General features: G+C 71.5%; 19 protein-coding genes. 13 read left to right on the top strand and 6 right to left on the bottom strand.

Translation table 11 applies throughout. From position 1 onward, the window contains the following. Window positions 1-15: 15 nt before the first annotated feature. The 6 genes from BLR91_RS16790 (at window position 16) to BLR91_RS16765 (ending at window position 5,407) form a co-directional block, all read left to right on the top strand. Window positions 16-804, top strand: coding sequence for an amino acid ABC transporter permease (locus BLR91_RS16790; RefSeq protein ID WP_020075997.1), 789 nt, complete (start codon window positions 16-18; stop codon window positions 802-804). Further along, window positions 801-1,571: an amino acid ABC transporter ATP-binding protein gene (locus tag BLR91_RS16785; protein ID WP_018189273.1), complete on the top strand. Its 771-nt coding sequence runs from the start codon at window positions 801-803 to the stop codon at window positions 1,569-1,571. Before BLR91_RS16790 ends, BLR91_RS16785 begins: the two co-directional genes overlap by 4 nt. Beyond that, window positions 1,568-2,572 carry a Gfo/Idh/MocA family protein gene (locus BLR91_RS16780; RefSeq protein ID WP_089879855.1) on the top strand — a complete coding sequence of 335 codons (1,005 nt, stop codon included), beginning with the start codon at window positions 1,568-1,570 and terminating at the stop codon, window positions 2,570-2,572. The genes BLR91_RS16785 and BLR91_RS16780 overlap by 4 nt, the downstream gene beginning before the upstream one ends. Before the next feature lie 5 nt (window positions 2,573-2,577). Beyond that, window positions 2,578-3,708, top strand: coding sequence for an NAD(P)/FAD-dependent oxidoreductase (locus tag BLR91_RS16775; protein ID WP_029042881.1), 1,131 nt, complete (start codon window positions 2,578-2,580; stop codon window positions 3,706-3,708). Between the two features lie 143 nt (window positions 3,709-3,851). Further along, window positions 3,852-4,481, top strand: a complete 630-nt coding sequence (locus BLR91_RS16770; protein ID WP_231918966.1) for an HAD-IA family hydrolase — start codon at window positions 3,852-3,854, stop codon at window positions 4,479-4,481. A 47-nt stretch (window positions 4,482-4,528) separates the two neighbouring features. Continuing rightward, complete coding sequence (locus tag BLR91_RS16765) at window positions 4,529-5,407, top strand: alpha/beta fold hydrolase (protein ID WP_089879858.1); 879 nt, start codon at window positions 4,529-4,531, stop codon at window positions 5,405-5,407. A gap of 10 nt (window positions 5,408-5,417) precedes the next feature. Here the strand turns inward: BLR91_RS16765 and BLR91_RS16760 are convergent, their stop codons facing one another. Then, a complete protein-coding gene (locus BLR91_RS16760; RefSeq protein ID WP_231918965.1) occupies window positions 5,418-5,864 on the bottom strand; it encodes a hypothetical protein in 447 nt (148 codons plus the stop codon). 2 nt (window positions 5,865-5,866) lie between these two features. Next, window positions 5,867-6,892, bottom strand: a complete 1,026-nt coding sequence (locus BLR91_RS16755) for a glycoside hydrolase family 6 protein (RefSeq protein ID WP_089879864.1) — start codon at window positions 6,890-6,892, stop codon at window positions 5,867-5,869. 225 nt (window positions 6,893-7,117) lie between these two features. Here BLR91_RS16755 and BLR91_RS16750 point away from each other — a divergent pair, with 225 nt between their 5' ends. Then, window positions 7,118-7,591 (top strand): hypothetical protein, encoded by a 474-nt coding sequence (locus BLR91_RS16750; protein ID WP_089879867.1) that lies wholly within the window; start codon window positions 7,118-7,120, stop codon window positions 7,589-7,591. 22 nt (window positions 7,592-7,613) lie between these two features. Here the strand turns inward: BLR91_RS16750 and BLR91_RS16745 are convergent, their stop codons facing one another. Beyond that, window positions 7,614-8,174: an ATP-dependent Clp protease proteolytic subunit gene (locus BLR91_RS16745; RefSeq protein WP_020075990.1), complete on the bottom strand. Its 561-nt coding sequence runs from the start codon at window positions 8,172-8,174 to the stop codon at window positions 7,614-7,616. 160 nt (window positions 8,175-8,334) lie between these two features. Here BLR91_RS16745 and BLR91_RS16740 point away from each other — a divergent pair, with 160 nt between their 5' ends. Further along, complete coding sequence (locus BLR91_RS16740) at window positions 8,335-9,012, top strand: IclR family transcriptional regulator (RefSeq protein ID WP_269457367.1); 678 nt, start codon at window positions 8,335-8,337, stop codon at window positions 9,010-9,012. A gap of 104 nt (window positions 9,013-9,116) precedes the next feature. On the opposite strand, the gene BLR91_RS16735 is transcribed toward BLR91_RS16740, so the two are convergent. Continuing rightward, entirely contained in the window at window positions 9,117-10,022 is a 906-nt protein-coding gene (locus tag BLR91_RS16735; protein ID WP_089879870.1) for an MBL fold metallo-hydrolase, read from the bottom strand. 36 nt (window positions 10,023-10,058) lie between these two features. Continuing rightward, the gene (locus tag BLR91_RS16730) at window positions 10,059-11,951 is read right to left on the bottom strand and encodes an FAD-binding monooxygenase (RefSeq protein WP_089879873.1); all 1,893 of its coding nucleotides are present in this window, start codon (window positions 11,949-11,951) and stop codon (window positions 10,059-10,061) included. 149 nt (window positions 11,952-12,100) lie between these two features. Between BLR91_RS16730 and BLR91_RS16725 the strand changes: the two genes are divergently transcribed. Further along, the gene (locus BLR91_RS16725; RefSeq protein WP_089879876.1) at window positions 12,101-13,459 is read left to right on the top strand and encodes an O-acetylhomoserine aminocarboxypropyltransferase/cysteine synthase family protein; all 1,359 of its coding nucleotides are present in this window, start codon (window positions 12,101-12,103) and stop codon (window positions 13,457-13,459) included. 6 nt (window positions 13,460-13,465) lie between these two features. Next, the gene (locus BLR91_RS16720; RefSeq protein ID WP_089879879.1) at window positions 13,466-14,785 is read left to right on the top strand and encodes an NtaA/DmoA family FMN-dependent monooxygenase; all 1,320 of its coding nucleotides are present in this window, start codon (window positions 13,466-13,468) and stop codon (window positions 14,783-14,785) included. A 9-nt stretch (window positions 14,786-14,794) separates the two neighbouring features. Here the strand turns inward: BLR91_RS16720 and BLR91_RS16715 are convergent, their stop codons facing one another. Beyond that, window positions 14,795-15,349, bottom strand: coding sequence for a CGNR zinc finger domain-containing protein (locus BLR91_RS16715; protein WP_172823225.1), 555 nt, complete (start codon window positions 15,347-15,349; stop codon window positions 14,795-14,797). 69 nt (window positions 15,350-15,418) lie between these two features. Here BLR91_RS16715 and BLR91_RS16710 point away from each other — a divergent pair, with 69 nt between their 5' ends. From BLR91_RS16710 to BLR91_RS16700, 3 genes are read left to right on the top strand one after another with little or no spacing between them, the layout of a single operon-like run. Further along, on the top strand, window positions 15,419-16,417 hold the full coding sequence (locus tag BLR91_RS16710; protein WP_089879882.1) for an EamA family transporter: 999 nt from the start codon (window positions 15,419-15,421) through the stop codon (window positions 16,415-16,417). 39 nt (window positions 16,418-16,456) lie between these two features. Then, entirely contained in the window at window positions 16,457-16,732 is a 276-nt protein-coding gene (locus BLR91_RS16705; protein ID WP_089879885.1) for a hypothetical protein, read from the top strand. Between the two features lie 31 nt (window positions 16,733-16,763). After that, complete coding sequence (locus BLR91_RS16700; protein ID WP_089879888.1) at window positions 16,764-17,294, top strand: hypothetical protein; 531 nt, start codon at window positions 16,764-16,766, stop codon at window positions 17,292-17,294. Window positions 17,295-17,297: the final 3 nt, after the last annotated feature.

Genomic DNA, 17,297 nt, shown 5'->3' with positions numbered 1-17,297 from the left:
CTCAGGGAGATCCCCATGGACTGGCTGACCACCATCACGCACACCTTCTTCGACATCCCGTCGATGCTGCAGGTCTTCCCGCAGCTCCTCGGTGTCGGACTCGTCAACACGCTGATCATCTCGATCGCGGCGACCGTCATCGGCGTCGTGCTCGGCATGGTGGTCGCCGTCATGGGGATCTCCACCTCGCGATGGCTCCGCATCCCCGCCCGCATCTACACGGATGTGTTCCGCGGGCTCCCGGCGATCCTCACCATCCTGCTCATCGGCCAGGGCTTCGCGCGGTTCTCGCAGTCGATCTTCGGGCCGTCCCCGTACCCGCTGGGCATCCTGGCGCTGTCGCTGATCGCCGCCGCGTACATCGGCGAGATCTTCCGCGCCGGCATCCAGAGCGTCGACCGCGGGCAGCTCGAGGCCTGCCGGGCGCTCGGCCTCAGCTACGCCAAGGCGATGGCCCTGGTGGTCGTGCCGCAGGGCATCCGCCGGGTGCTCCCCGCGCTCGTGAACCAGTTCATCGCCATCGTGAAGGACTCCAGCCTCGTGTACTTCCTCGGGCTGCTGGTGGGCGAGCGGGAGCTGTTCCGCGTCGGCCAGGACGCCGCGGTGCTGACCGGCAACCTGTCTCCGCTCGTGCTCGCCGGACTGTTCTACCTGGTGATCACCGTGCCGCTGACGCACCTCGTCAACTACTTCGACAACCGGTTCCGCACCGGACGACGCAAGCCGGCCCCGCCGAAGAGCGGACTGGACGAGCTGGACGAGGTCCAGCCGCCGGCGCCGATCACCCTCGGGAGCAACACATGACATACACCTCTCCGCTTCCCGCGCAGCAGACGCCGGACTTCCGCGGCTCCGCGCTCGACCTCGTCGACCTGACGATGGCGTACGGCGACATCGACGTGCTCCGCGGCGTGAGCATCTCCGTCGCACCCGGCACGACCACCTGCGTCATCGGCCCGTCGGGCTCGGGCAAGTCGACGATGCTCCGTGGCATCAACCGGCTGCACGAGCCGAAGAGCGGGGATGTCCGCCTCGACGGAGCGAGCATCCTCGGGACGAAGCCGGATGTGCTCCGCCGCCGCATCGGCCTGGTGTTCCAGCACTTCAACCTGTTCCCCGACCACACCGCGCTGCAGAACGTCATGCTGGCGCTGCGGTCGGTGAAGCGCATGCCGAAGGCCGAGGCGCAGCGGATCGCCGAGGAGCGCCTCGTCGAGGTCGGGCTCGGCGAGCGGATGGACCACCGCCCCCGCGACCTCTCCGGCGGCCAGCAGCAGCGCGTCGCCATCGCCCGAGCGCTCGCCATGGAGCCCGAGGTCATGCTGTTCGACGAGGTCACCAGCGCACTCGACCCGGAGCTCGTGAAGGGCGTGCTGAACCTGATGGCCGACCTGGGTCGCCGGGGCATGACCATGGTCGTCGTCACCCACGAGATGAACTTCGCCCGCAAGGTCGCCGACCAGGTCGTGTTCATGGACGAGGGTCGAGTCGTGGAGGCGGGACGACCGGACGACCTGTTCGACCGGCCGCAGAGCCCGCGCCTGCAGCGTTTCCTCTCGGAGGTGCTGTGATCCGCGTCGGCCTGATCGGCTACGGCGTCGCCGGGCGGGTCTTCCATGCGCCGTTCCTCGCGGCGGACCCCGCGTTCGAGCTCGCCGCGGTCGTCACCTCGCAGACGGACCGGCTGGCCGCCGACCACCCGCGCGCGACGGCGGTGCCGGACGTGGATGCGCTGCTCGCGCATCCCGGGCTCGACCTGGTGGTCGTCGCCTCGCCGACCCCGCTGCACGTCGCCCACGCGACGGCCGCCATCGATGCGGGTCTGGCGACGGTCGTCGACAAGCCGTTCGCGCCGGACACGGCGGCCGGCCGCGCCCTGATCGAGTGTGCTGAAGCGGCGGGCGTGCCGTTCACCGTCTTCCAGAACCGCCGGTGGGACGGCGACTTCCTCACCCTGCGGCGACTCGTCGACGACGGAGCGCTCGGCGAGGTCCGCCGCTTCGAGTCCCGGTTCGAGTGGTGGAAGCCCGCGGCCGACGAGTCGTGGAAGTCGACCACGTCCGTGCAGGAGGGCGGCGGCATCCTCTTCGATCTCGGCGCGCACCTCATCGACCAGGCCCTGCTGCTGTTCGGCCCCGCCCGGGTGGCGCACGCCGAGCTGCGCAACCGGCGAGACGCGGGGGCCGACGACGACGTCTTCGTCGTCCTCGAGCACGACGCCGGCACCACCAGCCACCTCTGGATGAGCGCCGTAGCTCCCATCGCCGGGCCGCGGTTCCGCGTGCTCGGCTCGCGCTCCGGCTTCGTCTCCTGGGGCCTCGACCCGCAGGAGTCGCAGCTCGCCGGCGGCACCCTCCCCGGCGATCCGCGGCTCGGACACGCGAACACCCCCGGCCGCCTCGGAACGGACGCGCATCCCGACGAGATCCCTCTCGTGCCCGGCGACTACGCCGCCTTCTACCGCGAGCTCGCCGCCGCGCTTCAGGGCGGGACGCCGCTCCCGGTGGACCCGCGGGAGAGCCTGGCGGCCCTCGAACTGATCGACACCATCCACACGCTGAACCGAAAGTGAGCACCATGACCGCACCATCCACCCGCACCCGCGTCGTCGTCATCGGCGGCGGCGTCCTCGGCGTCTCGACCGCGACCCAGCTGGTCCGCTCCGGCGCCCAGGTGACGCTGCTGACCGAGGCGGAGCTCGCCAGCGGCGCAAGCGGACGCTCGCTGTCCTGGCTGAACACGGCCGGCCTGCGCTCGCCGGAGTACCATGCGCTGCGCCAGCTCGGGATCGACCGCTACCGCACCCTCGCGGCCCGCGCCGACGTCGCGGAGTTCCTTCGCTTCGACGGGGGACTGACCTGGGCGCCGGAGGGCGAGTCGTTCGCGCACATCCTGGAGCACGAGCGTGCCATCGGCTACGACGCCCAGTGGCTCAGCGCCGACGACATCGCCGAGTGGGCCCCCGGGGTCGACCCGGCAGCCATCGCCACCGAGGGCGCCATCTTCAACCCGGGCGAGGGCTGGGTCGACCTGCCGTCGCTCATCGCGTACCTCGCGGCCGAGTTCACGTCGCGCGGCGGAACACTGATCACCAACGCCGGACACGTCGAGGTCGTGGTGGAGGACGGCCGCGCCGTCGGTGCGGTCACCCCCGACGGCCGTCGCTTCGACGCCGACGCCGTGCTGCTCGCGACCGGCCCCGGCGTCCCCGCCCAGGTGGCCGAGCACGGCGTGACGATCGAGGACGGCAGCCCCGAGGCGCTCCTCGTCTGGACCAAGCCGGTGCAGACCGGGCTCACGGCCGTGCTGAATACGCCCAACGTCGCCGTCCGTCCGACCCCGACCGGTGCCCTCGCCCTCGACTCGGCCTGGTCGGAAGAGGCGCTGATCGTCGGAGACGATGGCTCCGTGACCGTGCCGGACGGCATCGTCGACCGCCTGCTGGAGGAGGCGTCGCGCGTGCTCGCCGGCCACCCGACGCTGGAGCTCGACGGCTTCGGCATCGGCGGCAAGCCCATCCCCGGCGACGGCGAGCCCGTGCTCGGTGAGCTGGAGCAGATCGACGGCTACTTCGTGGCCTTCACCCACAGCGGCGCGACGCTCGGGCTGATCGCGGGCGAACTCCTCGCCCGCGAGATCCTGACCGGCGAGAAGTCGCCGCTCCTCGACACGTTCCGCCCCGCGCGCTTCTCAGCCGCCCTGGTGTGAACGTCGCGGAGGGGGTCCGCCGCTCCGGCGGCACCGTGGGATGGACCCCCTCCGCCCCTGTCGTCGCGCTTCTCACCGCCCTTCTCGTCGCCCTTCTCGTCTGGCCGGGGGGCGCATCCCCTGCCTTCTCCTAAGCTCGGAGCGTGGATGAGATCTTGGCGGCCGGCTTCCTGTTCGACATGGATGGGACGCTCGTCGACTCGACGGCGGTGGTCGAATCCGTCTGGACGGCCTTCGCCGACCGGCACGGGCTGGATGCGTCGGCACTGCTCGCGTACGCTCACGGCCGGCAGGCGGTCGACACCGTCGCGCACTTCCTCCCCGCACTGACCGACGACGACCGGGCCGGCCTGGTCGGCGGGCTCGTCGCAGAGGAGGTCACCCGCACCGACGGCATCGTCGAGATCCCGGGTGCGGTCGCTCTGCTCGGTCGTCTCGTGGCCGACGGAGCGCCGGTCGCCGTGGTGACCAGTGCGCCGCGCGAGCTGGCCGTCGGCCGGCTCCGCGCCGCCGGAGTCCCTGTGCCCGACGTGCTCGTCGCCGCGGAGGACGTCACCCGCGGAAAGCCGGATCCCGAGGGCTACCTCCGCGCCGCCGAGCAGCTCGGCGTACCGATCGGCGACTGCGTCGTGTTCGAGGACGCGGAGGCCGGTATCGCTGCGGCGGTGGCCTCTGGCGCCCGCGTCGTCGTGGTGGGGTCGCACGAATCCGCGGCCACCGCGGGTCTCGACCGGCTCAACGACTACGCCGGATTCCGGGCCGCGCTGCGCTGACAGGTACTGCATTGCGCGAGGCCGCCTGAGGCGAGCAGGATCGCGCCATGAGCACCAAGAGCGTGCCGCGGCGCCTCCCGCGCCGACCGGCGTCGAGCCTTTCCGAGCGATGGACCGTCGTCGACGGGGTCGACGTGTTCTACCGCGAATCGCCGAACCCTCCGGACGCCCCGGCGATGATGCACGTGCACGGCTTCGGCCTGTCCGGCCGGTACCTGCTGCCCACCGCCGAGCGGCTCGCGAACGAGTTCCACACCCTCGTCCCCGACCTGCCCGGCTTCGGCCGGAGCGGCAAGGTGCCGCAGGGTCTCGACATCCCGGACCTCGCGCGCGACGCAGCGCGGTTCCTCGACGACCGGGGCATCGAGACGGTCACCCTCGTCGGCAACTCCATGGGCTGCCCGGTCATCCTCGAGTTCGCGCACCACTATCCCGAGCGCATCGAGCGCGCCATCCTGGTCTCGCCGGCGGGAGGCGTCTACAACAGGCCGCTGCGTCGGGCCATCGGCCAGCTGACCCGGGACGGAGGGCGTGAGCCGCCCCGGATGATGCGGGTGGCGACGCCGGACTACCTCCGCTTCGGGGTTCCGAGCACGTTCAAGATGTTCAGCGCCCTCACGTCGTACCCGTCGCTGGAGCGGCTGCTGGAGCTGCGCATCCCGACCCTCGTCGTGATCGGCGACCGCGACCCGCTGCTGCCAGGCCCCGACCGGGTGCGGGAGATCGCGTCGGCGACGGACAACCACGTGCTGGTGGTGCGGATCGAGGGGGCGGCGCACGCGATCAACTTCAGCCATCCCGGCGAGCTGGCCCACATCATCCGGCTGTTCATGGCCGACCGGCCGATCGTCGACGACCCCGACTCGCCCGGGCACGCGAGCCTGTACGAGATCCACCGCGGGCGTCACCTGCCGTCGACGGAGTAGCGGCGGCGGCTCAGGAGCGCTGGAAGGATGCGGCGCCCGCGCAGAGCCGCGCCCGCACCCAGTCGCCGGTGTCGCTCAGCGGCAGTTCGCCCGAGCGGACGGACCGCACGAAGTCGAGCGCGAGATCGGTGAGGCGGCCGTCGGCGGTGTCGGGCGCATCCCGTCCGACGTGGATGGACAGCCAGCGGGCCGGACGCGACCCCACGCGGGCGGCGACCGAGACGATCCCGGCGAAGTGGCGCGCCTGGCCCTCCGTCCCGTCGTCCACGTGCCGGCGGAAGCCGCGGCCGCGGATGCGGTTGGAGCCGCCACGCCCGGCGTCGAGGAACCAGAACGGACCGCGCCGGACCCCCGCGACCTCGTGGCCGAGGTCGCGCAGGAACCGCCCCGGCGACAGGGGTGGAGTCCGCGCGGCGAGGCGGTCGCAGGCAGCGGCGAGCTGCTCGCAGGCGCTCACGGTCACTTGTCGCGGCCGTTCACGAGCGCCTCCGCTCCGGCCTGCCACCAGACGCCCGCGGCCGGACCGCCGTTGCAACTGCCGTCGCTGACGCCGGGATGCTTCACCCAGAGCAGCGCATCCAGCTTGCCGTCGCTGCCTTCGGTCACCTTCGGGTCCTGCCCGAGAGCGGCGCCCGGCGGATTGCACCAGGTGCCCGTCCAGCCGTTGCCGTTGCGGGAGACGTCGATCACGTAGTGCTTCCAGCCGACCTTCGACGAGAGGCGGCCCGCGTAGTCGCGTTCGCGCTGCGTCGTGTCGAAGTTCGAGACATTGGTGAAGAAGCCGTGCGCCTCCTCGATGTTCGCGCGCTTCAGCCACGCAGCCTGGTCGTCCGGCGACAGCCAGCGGGCGTTCCCGCCGTCGAGATATGTGGCGACGCCCGCCCCCTCGAGGATGCTCACCGACGAACGCAGCAGCGGAAGACGGACCTCCGCCGACCCCGCGCACTTCTCGGACGACAGCATGGCCAGCGAGTCGGGCTCCAGCAGCACGACCGCGCCACTGCCCTGCAGGGTGGATGCCATGGTGCGGATCCACGGCAGGTACTGGTCGGCGGAGAGCCCGCCCTTCGAGTATCCGCCGCAGTCGCGGTTAGGGATGCCGTAGGCGACGAAGACCGGGGTGGCCTTCTGCGCACGTGCGTCGGCGACGTCATTGCTGAGCTCGGTCACCAGCCGGTCGCCCTGGAACCACTCGCCCAGCCAGACCGCCGTCGGCACCGTGGCGATCTGATCGGCGACGGCCGCACCGGCGGTGTCCCCGAGGGCGAGCAGGCGCTTCTGCGCGGCGGCGGCCTCGGTATTCGGATCGAGATAGAGCCGCGGCGACGCGAACGCCGGCGCCTGCCGGTCGGTGGTCGGGGGAGGGCTGGAGGGTGCGCTCGCCGCAGGGGCAGGCGTGGCGGCCTTGAGGCCCACGCCGACGGCCGCGGCGACCGCTATGAGGGCGAGCGCCCCCACGACTGCTGCGACGACCGGTTTCCGCATCCGCTCCCCTTCCGCGCACTCCCGGAAGTCCACACCCTAACAGCGCCGGGTGGACCGCATCCGTGTCGCCCGGATTGGGGTACAGAACCGTGTCCTCCAAACGACCCACAGACCGGTCTTTCTGGCTATGCTCGCGGATGTCACACCCGAGTTACTGTCTTGAGCCCCGCGGGAGCCGACCCGAAACCGGTCCGCGGGAGAACCCGAACGCGCAAAGGACGTATCGTGCACACCACCCTGCCCTACAACCATGCCCACGACCGGGCCCAACTGCTCGCCCGTCGCCACGAGCGCGACCTGCATTGGGCGAAGGAACGCCGTCGTCAGCACGAGCGCGAGAACGCGGAGGCCCGGGCGCTGCTCGCGACGCATCCGCTGCGGCTCGCCCGCGTCACGCTGTGGACCGCCGGCGCGGCGCTCGTCGTGATCGGTGCCGCCTGGGCGGTCGCCCTCGCCGTGACCGCCCCCGGGTGGCAGGCGGCGGTCGACGGCGCGGGCGCCGCGCTGGCTCTGGCGGTGCTGCTCGCCTCCGCGATCTCGCTCGGGCGTCTGCGCGCGCGCCGGGCGGCCGCACACGCGCTGCTGCGGAGCAGGGACGCGCGCCTCTCGCACACGCAGTACCACATCCACGAGAGCGTGCACTCGTTCATCGACGCCCGGGTGGATGTGGTCAACACCCGGCAGCCGGTCGGCGCCTGACGGATCCGCGGCTTGAGGTCGGCTACGGCTTGAGCGCCGTCGTCGAGCCGACCACCTCATCCACGAAGCCGTAGTCGCGGGCCTCGTCGGCGGTGAACCAGCGGTCGCGGTCGCCGTCCTCGATGATCTGCGCCACCGGGCGTCCGGTCTGCTCGCTGGTGAGCTCGGCCATCCGCCGCTTGAAGTGCAGGATCTGCTTCGCCTGCGTCTGGATGTCGGCCGAGGTCCCGCCGAAGCCGCCGTGCGGCTGGTGCATGACCACGGAGGAGTTCGGCAGGGCGTAGCGCTTGCCGCGCTTCCCCGACGACAGCAGGAACTGGCCCATGGAGGCGGCGAAGCCCAGCGCGAGCGTGGCCACGTCGGCTTTCACGAAGTTCATGGTGTCGAAGATCGCGAACCCGGCGGTGACCGAACCGCCCGGGGAGTTGATGTAGAGGAAGATGTCGCGGTCGGGCGCGATCGAATCCAGCAGGAGCAGCTGGGCGCAGATGTCGTTGGCGACCTCGTCGGTCACCTCGCTGCCGAGGAAGACGATGCGCTCGTCGAGCAGCCGTTGCACGGGAGAGGTCTTGTCGGTGTCCATGAGCCCAGTGTGGGAGCCGTGGACCGCGGTGTCTGCGGCTTCTGCCCGTCGCGAATCTGCGCAGGGCAGACCGCGGCGGAGGCGTGTTTCTATAATCGAACACGTGCCCACCGATGATGCCGCGCAACCCTCTGGCCAGACGAGTACGCAGACGCCGCCGCTGCAGACCCTGTCGCGCGGCATCCGGATGCTCGAACTGCTCGCCGACGCGGGGGAGCCGCTCAGCATCCCGGTGATCGCGTCGAGGCTAGGGCTGCATCGCTCGATCACGTACCGCATCCTCCGCACGCTCGAGGACCACGGGCTCGTCGTGCGCGACGCGGCCGGTGCGGTGGAGCTCGGGCCGCGGATGGCGACACTCGCACGGTCGGTGTCGCGCGATCTGCAGTCGGCGGCCCTTCCGCAGCTGACGGCCGTCGCGAACGAGCTCACGATGACGGCCTTCCTCGCCGTGCTCGACCGCCACGACGTGGTCACGCTGGTGACCGTGGAGCCGTCGCACGCGCACGCCACGGTCGCCCAACGACCGGGCACGCGGCACCCGCTCGCCTCGGGTGCGCCGGGGATCGCCATCCAGTCCGCCCTGACCGAGGCGCAGTGGCGGGCGCTGCCGGGGGAGCATCCCCGCGACGACGCCGCACTCGCGCAGCGCCGGGGGTACGCGACCAGCCACGACGAGGTGATCGCGGGTCTCGCGTCGATCGCCGTGCCGGTCGTGGCGCCCGGGCAGCCGGTGGCGGCTCTCGCCGTCGTCTACGTCGCGAACGACGTGGACGCCGCCGCGATCGGAGCGCGCCTGCGCACCGCCGCCGCCGCCATCGAGTCCGACCTCCGCTGACCCCCTCCCACCCACCGTCGAGTCCGCATACTTTGCACGCTCGCACGGCGTTTCGTGTGCAATTTGTGCGGACTCGACGGTGGGTGGGAACGGGCAAGGAGGGGTCAGGGGGCGACGAAGTCGCGGTGCTGGGCGGTTTGGGCGAGGGCGGAGAGCAGGGTGAAGCCGGAGAGGGAGTCCCAGCCGCCGGTCCAGGTCAGGTCGCGCGCGATCTCCCACACGGTGCCGCCGGGATGCGCGGCGACCTCGCGTGACCGGCGGAGGTGGTGCTCGCGCAGGGCGGCTGTGCGCTCCGCCAGGCCGGTGAAGGGATGCTCGTGCCCGGGCAGGGCGAGCGCGTCCAGCTCCCCGATGCGGCTGAGCCCGGCGAGGTAGTCGGCGATGGGGTTGGTGGCCGTCGGGCCGCCGAGGCCGAGACCCGAGTTGACGGTCGGCAGCACGTGATCCCCGGTGAAGACGAGCCCGGCATCCTCCTCATGGAGGCACAGATGGCCGGGAGTGTGCCCGGGCGTCCATAGTGCCCGGAGGCGACGGCCCGTAATGTCGAGAAGGTCCCCGTCCGCGAGCACGGCGTCCGGCGCGGGCAGCCCGGCCGCGATCGGTGAGGCGACGGCCGCAAGCAGCTCCGGGCGGCGGTCGGCGGGAACGCCCCACGCGTCCAGGTCCGGCTCGGGGATCCCTCGGGTGATCGCCGCGGCGGCCTCGGCCTCGCGCGCGTGCATCAGCAGGGTGGCGCCGCTCGCTGCGCGCACGGCCGCGGCGCCTCCCGCGTGGTCGGCATGGAGGTGCGTGATGACGATCGACGCGATGTCGCGCGGCGCGCGGCCCAGCGCATCCACCGCGCCCAGGAGCGCGCCGGCCGCCTCGACCGTGGGGGAGCCGGGGTCGATGACATGGAGGCGTCCACGATCGTCCTCGACGAGGTAGGCCAGGCTGTACGGCAGCCCGCCGCCCGGCATGGGGATGCGTACGGCGTGCACGCCCTCGGCGATCGTCTCGAAGCGGTCCACGCCCGCCAGGCTAGACGACCGTCGGACTCTCGAGCGTCAGCCGGCCAGCTCCCGGCTGAGCAGGACCGGTCGGAAGAACGCCGCCAGCTCGTCCGTGGCCGCAAGGGGCAGGACCGCCGACACATACTGGTCGGGCCGCACGACGACGATCGCACCGGCGCGGTCGATCCCGCGGACCGCGAAGATGTCGTCGTCCGCGTCGGCGGCGTACACCTTCTCGTAGTCGATCAGGCCGAATGGCCCCACGCGCGGGAGGAAGAGCTCGGGGACCGCGCCCAGGTCGACCGCCGTGTGGTCCTGCTGATAGATCACCTTGACGTCGAACCAGGCGTCCGGGTCGGCGCCGGCCGGCGTCGCGGCGAGCGGCGAGTCGGGCGACGACGACAGCCAGCCGGCGAGGTCTGCCACCGCCGAGGGCTCCCCGGCCCGGGCGTCGTCGGCGAAGACGTAGATGCGCCACCGGCCGTCGGCGCGCGCATGGTGGCCCAGGTGTACGGGGTTGCCGTCGCACACCCGTTCCACGGGAGCGGACTTGAAGCGCTTGCCGACCGGAAAACCGGTCGCGAGCTCCTGGTGGCTCTGCTCCCCGACGATGAGCGACGGCGCGTACTGCGTCATGAATCCGGCCGGGAACTCGGCGGTGCGCACGTAGAAGTCCTCCAGCTCCGACGGGCTCTCGAACTCCTCCGGCTTCTTCGCCATCAGGGTCGACCACTGCTTGTCGAAGTCGATGAGGTCCTTCGCGACGACCTGCCGCTCGGCGGAGTAGGTGGCGAGCAGGCTCTCCGGGCTGCGGCCGTCGAGCACATGCCCGAGCTTCCAGCCGATGTTGAAGCCGTCCTGCATCGAGACGTTCATGCCCTGGCCGGCCTTCGCGCTGTGCGTATGGCAGGCGTCGCCGGTGATGAAGACGCGCGGGGTGCGCATCCCGAGCTCCTCCGGCAGCACGTCGTCGAAGCGGTCGGTGAGCCGGTGACCGACCTCGTACACGCTGTGCCAGGCGACGTTGCGCACATCCAGCGTGTACGGGTGCAGGATGCGGTTGGCCTGCTCGACGATCTGCTCGATGGAGGTGGCCCGGATCGCGCCCTTGTCTTCGGTCGAGACCTCGCCGAGGTCGACGTACATCCGGAACAGGTAGCCGCCTTCGCGGGGGATGAGCAGGATGTTGCCCGCCTCCGACTGGATCGAGCACTTGGTGCGGATGTCCGGGAAGTCGGTGACGGCCAGCGCATCCATCACACCCCAGGCGTGATTCGCCTGGTCGCCGGCCAGGTGGCAGCCGATCGCCTCGCGGACCTTGCTGCGCGCGCCGTCCGCCCCGACGACGTACTTCGCGTGCACCACGTGCTCGGCGCCCTCGTCGGGTCCGGCCGTCCGGCGCAGGGTGACGGCGACGGGATGCTCGCCCTCGCCGACCTCGAGCCGCACGAACTCGTAGCCGTAGTCGGGTGTCATCCGGGCCGGCGAGTTCGCCATCACCTCGGCGAAGTAGTCGAGCACGCGGGCCTGGTTGACGATCAGGTGGGGGAACTCGCTGACTCCGGTGGGGTCGTCGACCGGCCGCGCGGTGCGGATGATGCGGGACGGGTCGGCGGGGTCCGGCTTCCAGAACGCCATCTCGGTGATGCGGTAGGCCTCGGCGATGATCCGCTCGGCGAAGCCGAACGCCTGGAACGTCTCGACGCTGCGGGCCTGGATGCCGTCGGCCTGCCCGATGGCGAGCCGGCCCGGGCGGCGCTCCACGATCCGTGTCGTGACGTTCGGGAACTGGGAGAGCTGGGCTGCGGCGATCATCCCGGCGGGGCCGGTGCCCACGATGAGCACATCCATCTCGTCCGGCAGCTCGGCGGGGCGGTCGATCCCGGTGCCGGCCGGCTCGTGGATGCGCGGGTCGCCGGAGACGTAGCCGTGGTGGTGGAACTGCACGGGAACCTCACTTCGTCGTAAGTCGTTCATTATGCGAACGCACCGTTCGCATATCGCGCGACCAGAGTACCTCATCCCGAAATGCCTGCACCGCGTAGCTTTGTGCAACAGAAGGCGCCGCAGCGGATGTGGTGCCGCACCATAGGGGGATGTCGGAGTTCAGCACAGCCCAGGTGCACGCGGGAGAGGCCCGCGATGCCGCCCATGGCGCCCGGGTCACGCCCATCTACCTCACCGCGGGTTTCGAGTTCGACAGCTTCGCGCAGGCGGAAGGCCGTTTCGGCGGCGACGAGCCCGGATACACCTACAGCCGCTCCGGCAACCCGACGACCGCCGCCCTCGAGCGCCGCGTCGCCGCCCTGGAGCACGGCCGCGAGGCGATCGCGGTCGGCAGCGGCCAGGCCGCGCTGACGGTCGCCGTGCTCGGGCTCGTGCAGGCCGGCGACCACATCCTGTCGGCCCAGAGCGTCTACTCGGGCACCCGCGGGCTGTTCGAGAACGGCCTGCGCAGGCTCGGCGTCGAGATCGAGTTCGTCGACGACCCGACCGACCTCGCGGAATGGCGGCGGCGCATCCGGCCCACCACGCGGGTGCTCTTCGGGGAGTCGATCGCGAACCCCGGCACCGAGATCCTCGACATCGCCGGCGTCGCGGCCGTCGCGCACGAGAACGGCATCCCCTTCATCGTCGACAACACGCTCGCCACCCCGTACCTGCTGCGGCCGGGCGACCACGGCGCGGACATCGTCGTGCACTCCGCCAGCAAGTACCTCGGCGGCCACGGCTCCACGCTCGGCGGCCTGGTCGTCGACCAGGGCAGCTACGACTGGGCGACCTCGCCGTTCGCGCACCTGACCGGGCCCGACGACTGGCTGGACGGCGCGAGCTACGTAGCCACGCACGGCGCGGCCGCCTACACGGCGTTCACCCGATCCGTCGTCGCGTCACTGTTCGGGCCGGTGCTGTCCCCGCTGAACGCGTTCCTCATCCAGCAGGGCATCGAGACGCTCTCGCTCCGCGTGCAGCGGCAGTCGGACACCGCGCTCGCCGTCGCCCGCTGGCTCGAAGCGCAGCCCGAGGTCACCGGGGTCGAGTACGCGGGCCTGCCGTCGCACCCGTCGCATCCCCTCGCCCAGCGGTACCTGCCGCGCGGTCAGGGTGCGGTCCTCGGGTTCACGCTCGCGGGCGGTGCCGCAGCGGCCGAACGGTTCTACGACGCCGTCGAGCTGTTCAGTCGCATGACGCACATCGGAGACGTGCGGTCGCTCATCCTCCACCCCGCCTCGACCACGCACGCGCACCTGCCGCGGCACGTGCGCGACGGGATCGGGATCGGCCCAGGGCTGCTGCGCCTGTCGATCGGCCTGGAGGACGCGGACGACCTGATCGCGGATCTGGCGCGAGGCATCGCGGCGGTCGCTGCGGCGGACGTGGTGGTCGCCGGTGCGGCCGTCGCGGGGGACGCAGAGCTGACATCGGCGCCGCTGAGCGCCGTGGCGGGGAGGTAGGCGAGCATGGCACGACTGCAGCACTTCGGCTGGTTCTTCAGCCGCGGCTTCGGGCCCCAGGGCTGGGGCCGGCCGTATTGGGAGTGGGACTACCGCTGGACGCGACCCGACCTGTACCAGCAGTCGGCGCGCGAACTCGAGCAGGCCGGACTCGATCTGGTCATCATCGAGGACGCCCTGTCGATCGGCTTCCCGGAGACCGTCGACCTGCGGGTGCGCGAGGCGTACGGCGGCCCGAAGCACGACCCGCTCATCCTCTCGCCCTATCTGCTGGATGCGACGCAGCACCTGGGTGTCGCGCCCACGATCAACGCCGGCGCCTACCCTCCGTACGTCGCCGCCCGCCAGTTCGCGAGCCTGCACCACCTGAGCGGTCACCGGCTCGGGGTCAACGTGGTCACCGACGTCGGCAGCGCACGGCACCTCGGGCTCCCGGCGCTCTCGCACGACGCGGCCTATGACCGCGCGGAGGAGTGGCTCACCGTGATCCGGCGGCTGTGGCACAGCTGGGATGACGACGCGCTCATCGAGGACGCCGCGACGCGCCACTTCGCCGACGGCTCGAAGATCCGGCCGTTCCAGCACGAGGGCGAGTACTTCCGGGTGGCCGGGCCGCTCAACGCCGTGCCGTTCACCGAGGGCGACCCGGCGATCGTCTCGCCGGGCGGCTCGCCGCGCGGCATCGCGTTCGCTGGGACGCACTCCGACGTTCAGCTCGCCCTCGCCCCGCTGGACGCGCAGAGCATCCGCGACTACCGGGCCAAGGTGCGTGAGGCGGCGGTGGCGGCCGGGCGCGACCCCGACTCCATCAAGGTGCTGTTCGTCTTCAAGCCGGAGGTCGTGCCGAGCGACGAGGAGGCGCGGAGGGTCGTCGAGGCGTCGAAGCATCCCACTGACGCGGAGCTGTACCGGGAGCTCGCCGGCCAGTCGAGCGACCTGGAGACCGATCTGACGCAGCTGTCGCTCGACGAGCCGTTCGACGTCTCGGTGTTCGGCGACCACGTGTCGCAGGGCAGCATCAAGGGGCTGTTCGGCAAGCAGGGCATCCGCGACGGTGTCACGCTGCGCGACCTGGTCGCACCGAAGGTCGTCAAGGGTCGCATCGCCGACCGCGACGGATTCGTCGGAACGGCCGAGCAGATCGCCGACTTCATCGAGGAGCTGGGGGAGGAGGCGTCGAACGACGGCTTCATCTTCTCCGGCGACCTGCACCCGGTGACGCTGCATCGCAACCTGGACGAGCTCGTCCCGGTGCTGCGGCGGCGCGGGATCCTGCGGCGCGAGTTCGGTGACGGCGGCATCCGGGGCAACCTGTCCGACTTCTGAGCCGGTCGGCTACGCGTCCTGCTCTTTGCGGGCGCGGAAGGCGACCATGTTCATCCGGTTGCCGCAGCGCACGCTGCAGAAGCGCTTGGAACCATTGCGGGAGAGGTCGAGCAGGAGGCCGGTGCAGTCGTCGGCCGCGCAGACGCGCAGGCGGCCGGTCTCGTCCGAGCGGATCACATCCACCAGGGCCAGCGCGATCTCGACACGGATGCGCTCGGCGAGCGGCGCATCCTGGGCCGTGGCGTGCAGGTGCCAGTCGAACCCGTCGTGGCGCATCAGGTACGGCAGGGCGTGCGCCTCTGCCAGCATGGCGTTGACCTCGACGGCCGCCTCGTCGCGGTTGAGCGTCCAGGTGCGGCGGATGCGGTCGCGCGTCTCGTGGACGGCCCGCAGTTCGGCCTCGTCGCCGTCGACCCGACCCGAGTAGCGGTTCTCGGTGAGCAGCGCGACCAGCTGCTCCGGAGTCGCGAGCTCGTCCTCGCCGCTGCGCGAGGCGTCGGGCACCGTGTTGCCGAGCAGGACGGCGAACTCCAGAGCATCCTCTGTGTCAGGGGCAAAATGCAAGTTGACTCCTTACTCATGACGAGCGTACCGTCAGGACCATCATCGCTGACGACCCTGACAGGTGACCCCATGACGCATCGGCATCCGACTTCGCTCGGCCTGCTCATCGCCGTGCTCTCTGCGGCCACGTTCGGGATGTCGGGCGCCTTCATCAAACCGCTGCTCGAGAGCGGGTGGTCGCCCGTCGCCGCCGTGACCGCGCGCGCTCTGATCGGCGGGGTCGTGCTGCTGCCGTTCGCGCTGATCGCGGTGCGCGGCCGTTGGGCTGCCGTCTGGCGGGGCCGCTGGCGACTGCTCGGGATGGCGCTCGTCGGCGTCGCCGGCACCCAGGTGCTGTACTTCGCGGCCATCCAGCGCATCCCCGTGAGCACGGGCATCCTCGTCGAATACCTCGCGCCCGTCCTGCTTGTCGTCGCCGTATGGGTGCGTACCCGTCGCGCTCCGCGGGTCGTCGTCCTGGCCGGCTCTGTGCTGGCGATCGGCGGACTCGTGCTGGTCGTCTCGCCCGGCGGGTCCGGCGCGCTCGACCCGCTCGGGCTCGTGCTGGCGGTGCTCGCCATGGGTGGATGCGCCGCCTTCTACGTCATCGCCGCGAGACCGAGCGACGGACTCCCGCCGGTCGCCCTGGCCTCCGGCGGCCTCCTGATCGGGGCGATCGCCCTCGGCGCCGTCGGCGCGACGGGCGTGCTGCCGGTCACGGTGAGCTTCGCCGATGTGCCGCTGTTCGGTCAGTCGGTGGCGTGGTGGGTGCCGCTCGCCGTTGTCGGGGTGTTCGCCACGGCCGTCGCCTATGCTGCGAGCATCACCGCGACGGAGATGCTCGGTTCGCGACTGGCGTCGTTCACCGGTCTGCTGGAGGTCGTCGCGGCGACCCTGTACGCGTGGCTGCTGCTGGGGGAGCAGCTCGGGTTGCTCCAGCTGCTGGGCGGCCTGCTCATCCTCGGTGGCATCGCGCTGGTGCGCGCGGATCGCTCCGACCCGGCCGACCGTGTAGCACCCGACAATGCGGGTACGCCGGAAGAACCGGCGCCGCTCGGTTCCGCGATCCCGGGGAGCAAACCGCGCTGACCCCTTGCCGCGGGTCTTTTACGCGCCGATGGTGGGGACATGGATGCGACGAGCCGCGATGAGGACCGGCGTGGGCACGACGAGGACAAGTCGACGATCGACGTGCGCCTGACCGGCGTGCGCGACCCGCGGGACCCGGACGGCCTGCTGACGGTCGAGCAGGACGCCGACCGTCCCGACCCGTCGCGGTTCGGGGTCCCCGAGACGGACACGCTCGAGCGGGAGCAGGCGTACGTTGCCCGGCTGCGCGCGGGCGGGTCGTCGGACGACCTGCCGCAGGTCCCGCCGAAGCGCGGCGTGACCGGCCGGGGCTGAGCCGCCGCCCGGCAGCGGCGAGAATGGGGTGATGGCCCTCCCCGCGACCGAGCGCATCGTCCCCGTCCCGGTCACCCGCATCGAACTCGAGGCCGCCGTCGCCTTCGGAACCCTCCGCCGCGCGTTCGAAGCGGAGGTGCCCCCGCTCGACGTCGCGCAGCTGCGCGACCTCCTCGCGGACGATGCGGACTGGCGCCGGCTCACCCGCGAGACGGCCGGACCCGGCATCCATCGGTTCGTGCGGTTCTGGACCGACCACCCGACGGCGGTGATGCGCGTGGGCGGCGCCGACATCCCGAGCGCCGTGTACCTCATCGGCGACTACGCCACGGCTGCGCGGATGTTCCGGCACGATCCCGGCACACTGCTGTACACCCCGATCCGGGTCGAACTGCATTCGGCGCGTGGCGGCGGCACGGTGCTGAGCGTCGACCAGCCGAGCAGCCGGCTGGCGAGCTTCGGAAACAACAAGATCACCCAGGCAGGCTTCGAACTCGATCGGATGCTCGGCGACCTGCTCGAGGAGCTCGGCCTGCCCCGGCCCAGCGTGCTGCGCCGCTGAGCC

The sequence above is a fragment of the Leifsonia sp. 466MF genome (assembly GCF_900100265.1).
In the GTDB taxonomy this organism is placed as follows: Bacteria; Actinomycetota; Actinomycetes; order Actinomycetales; family Microbacteriaceae; genus Leifsonia.
The sequence above is the reverse complement of the archived record's forward strand: the minus strand, read 5'-3'. Positions and strand labels throughout refer to the sequence as shown.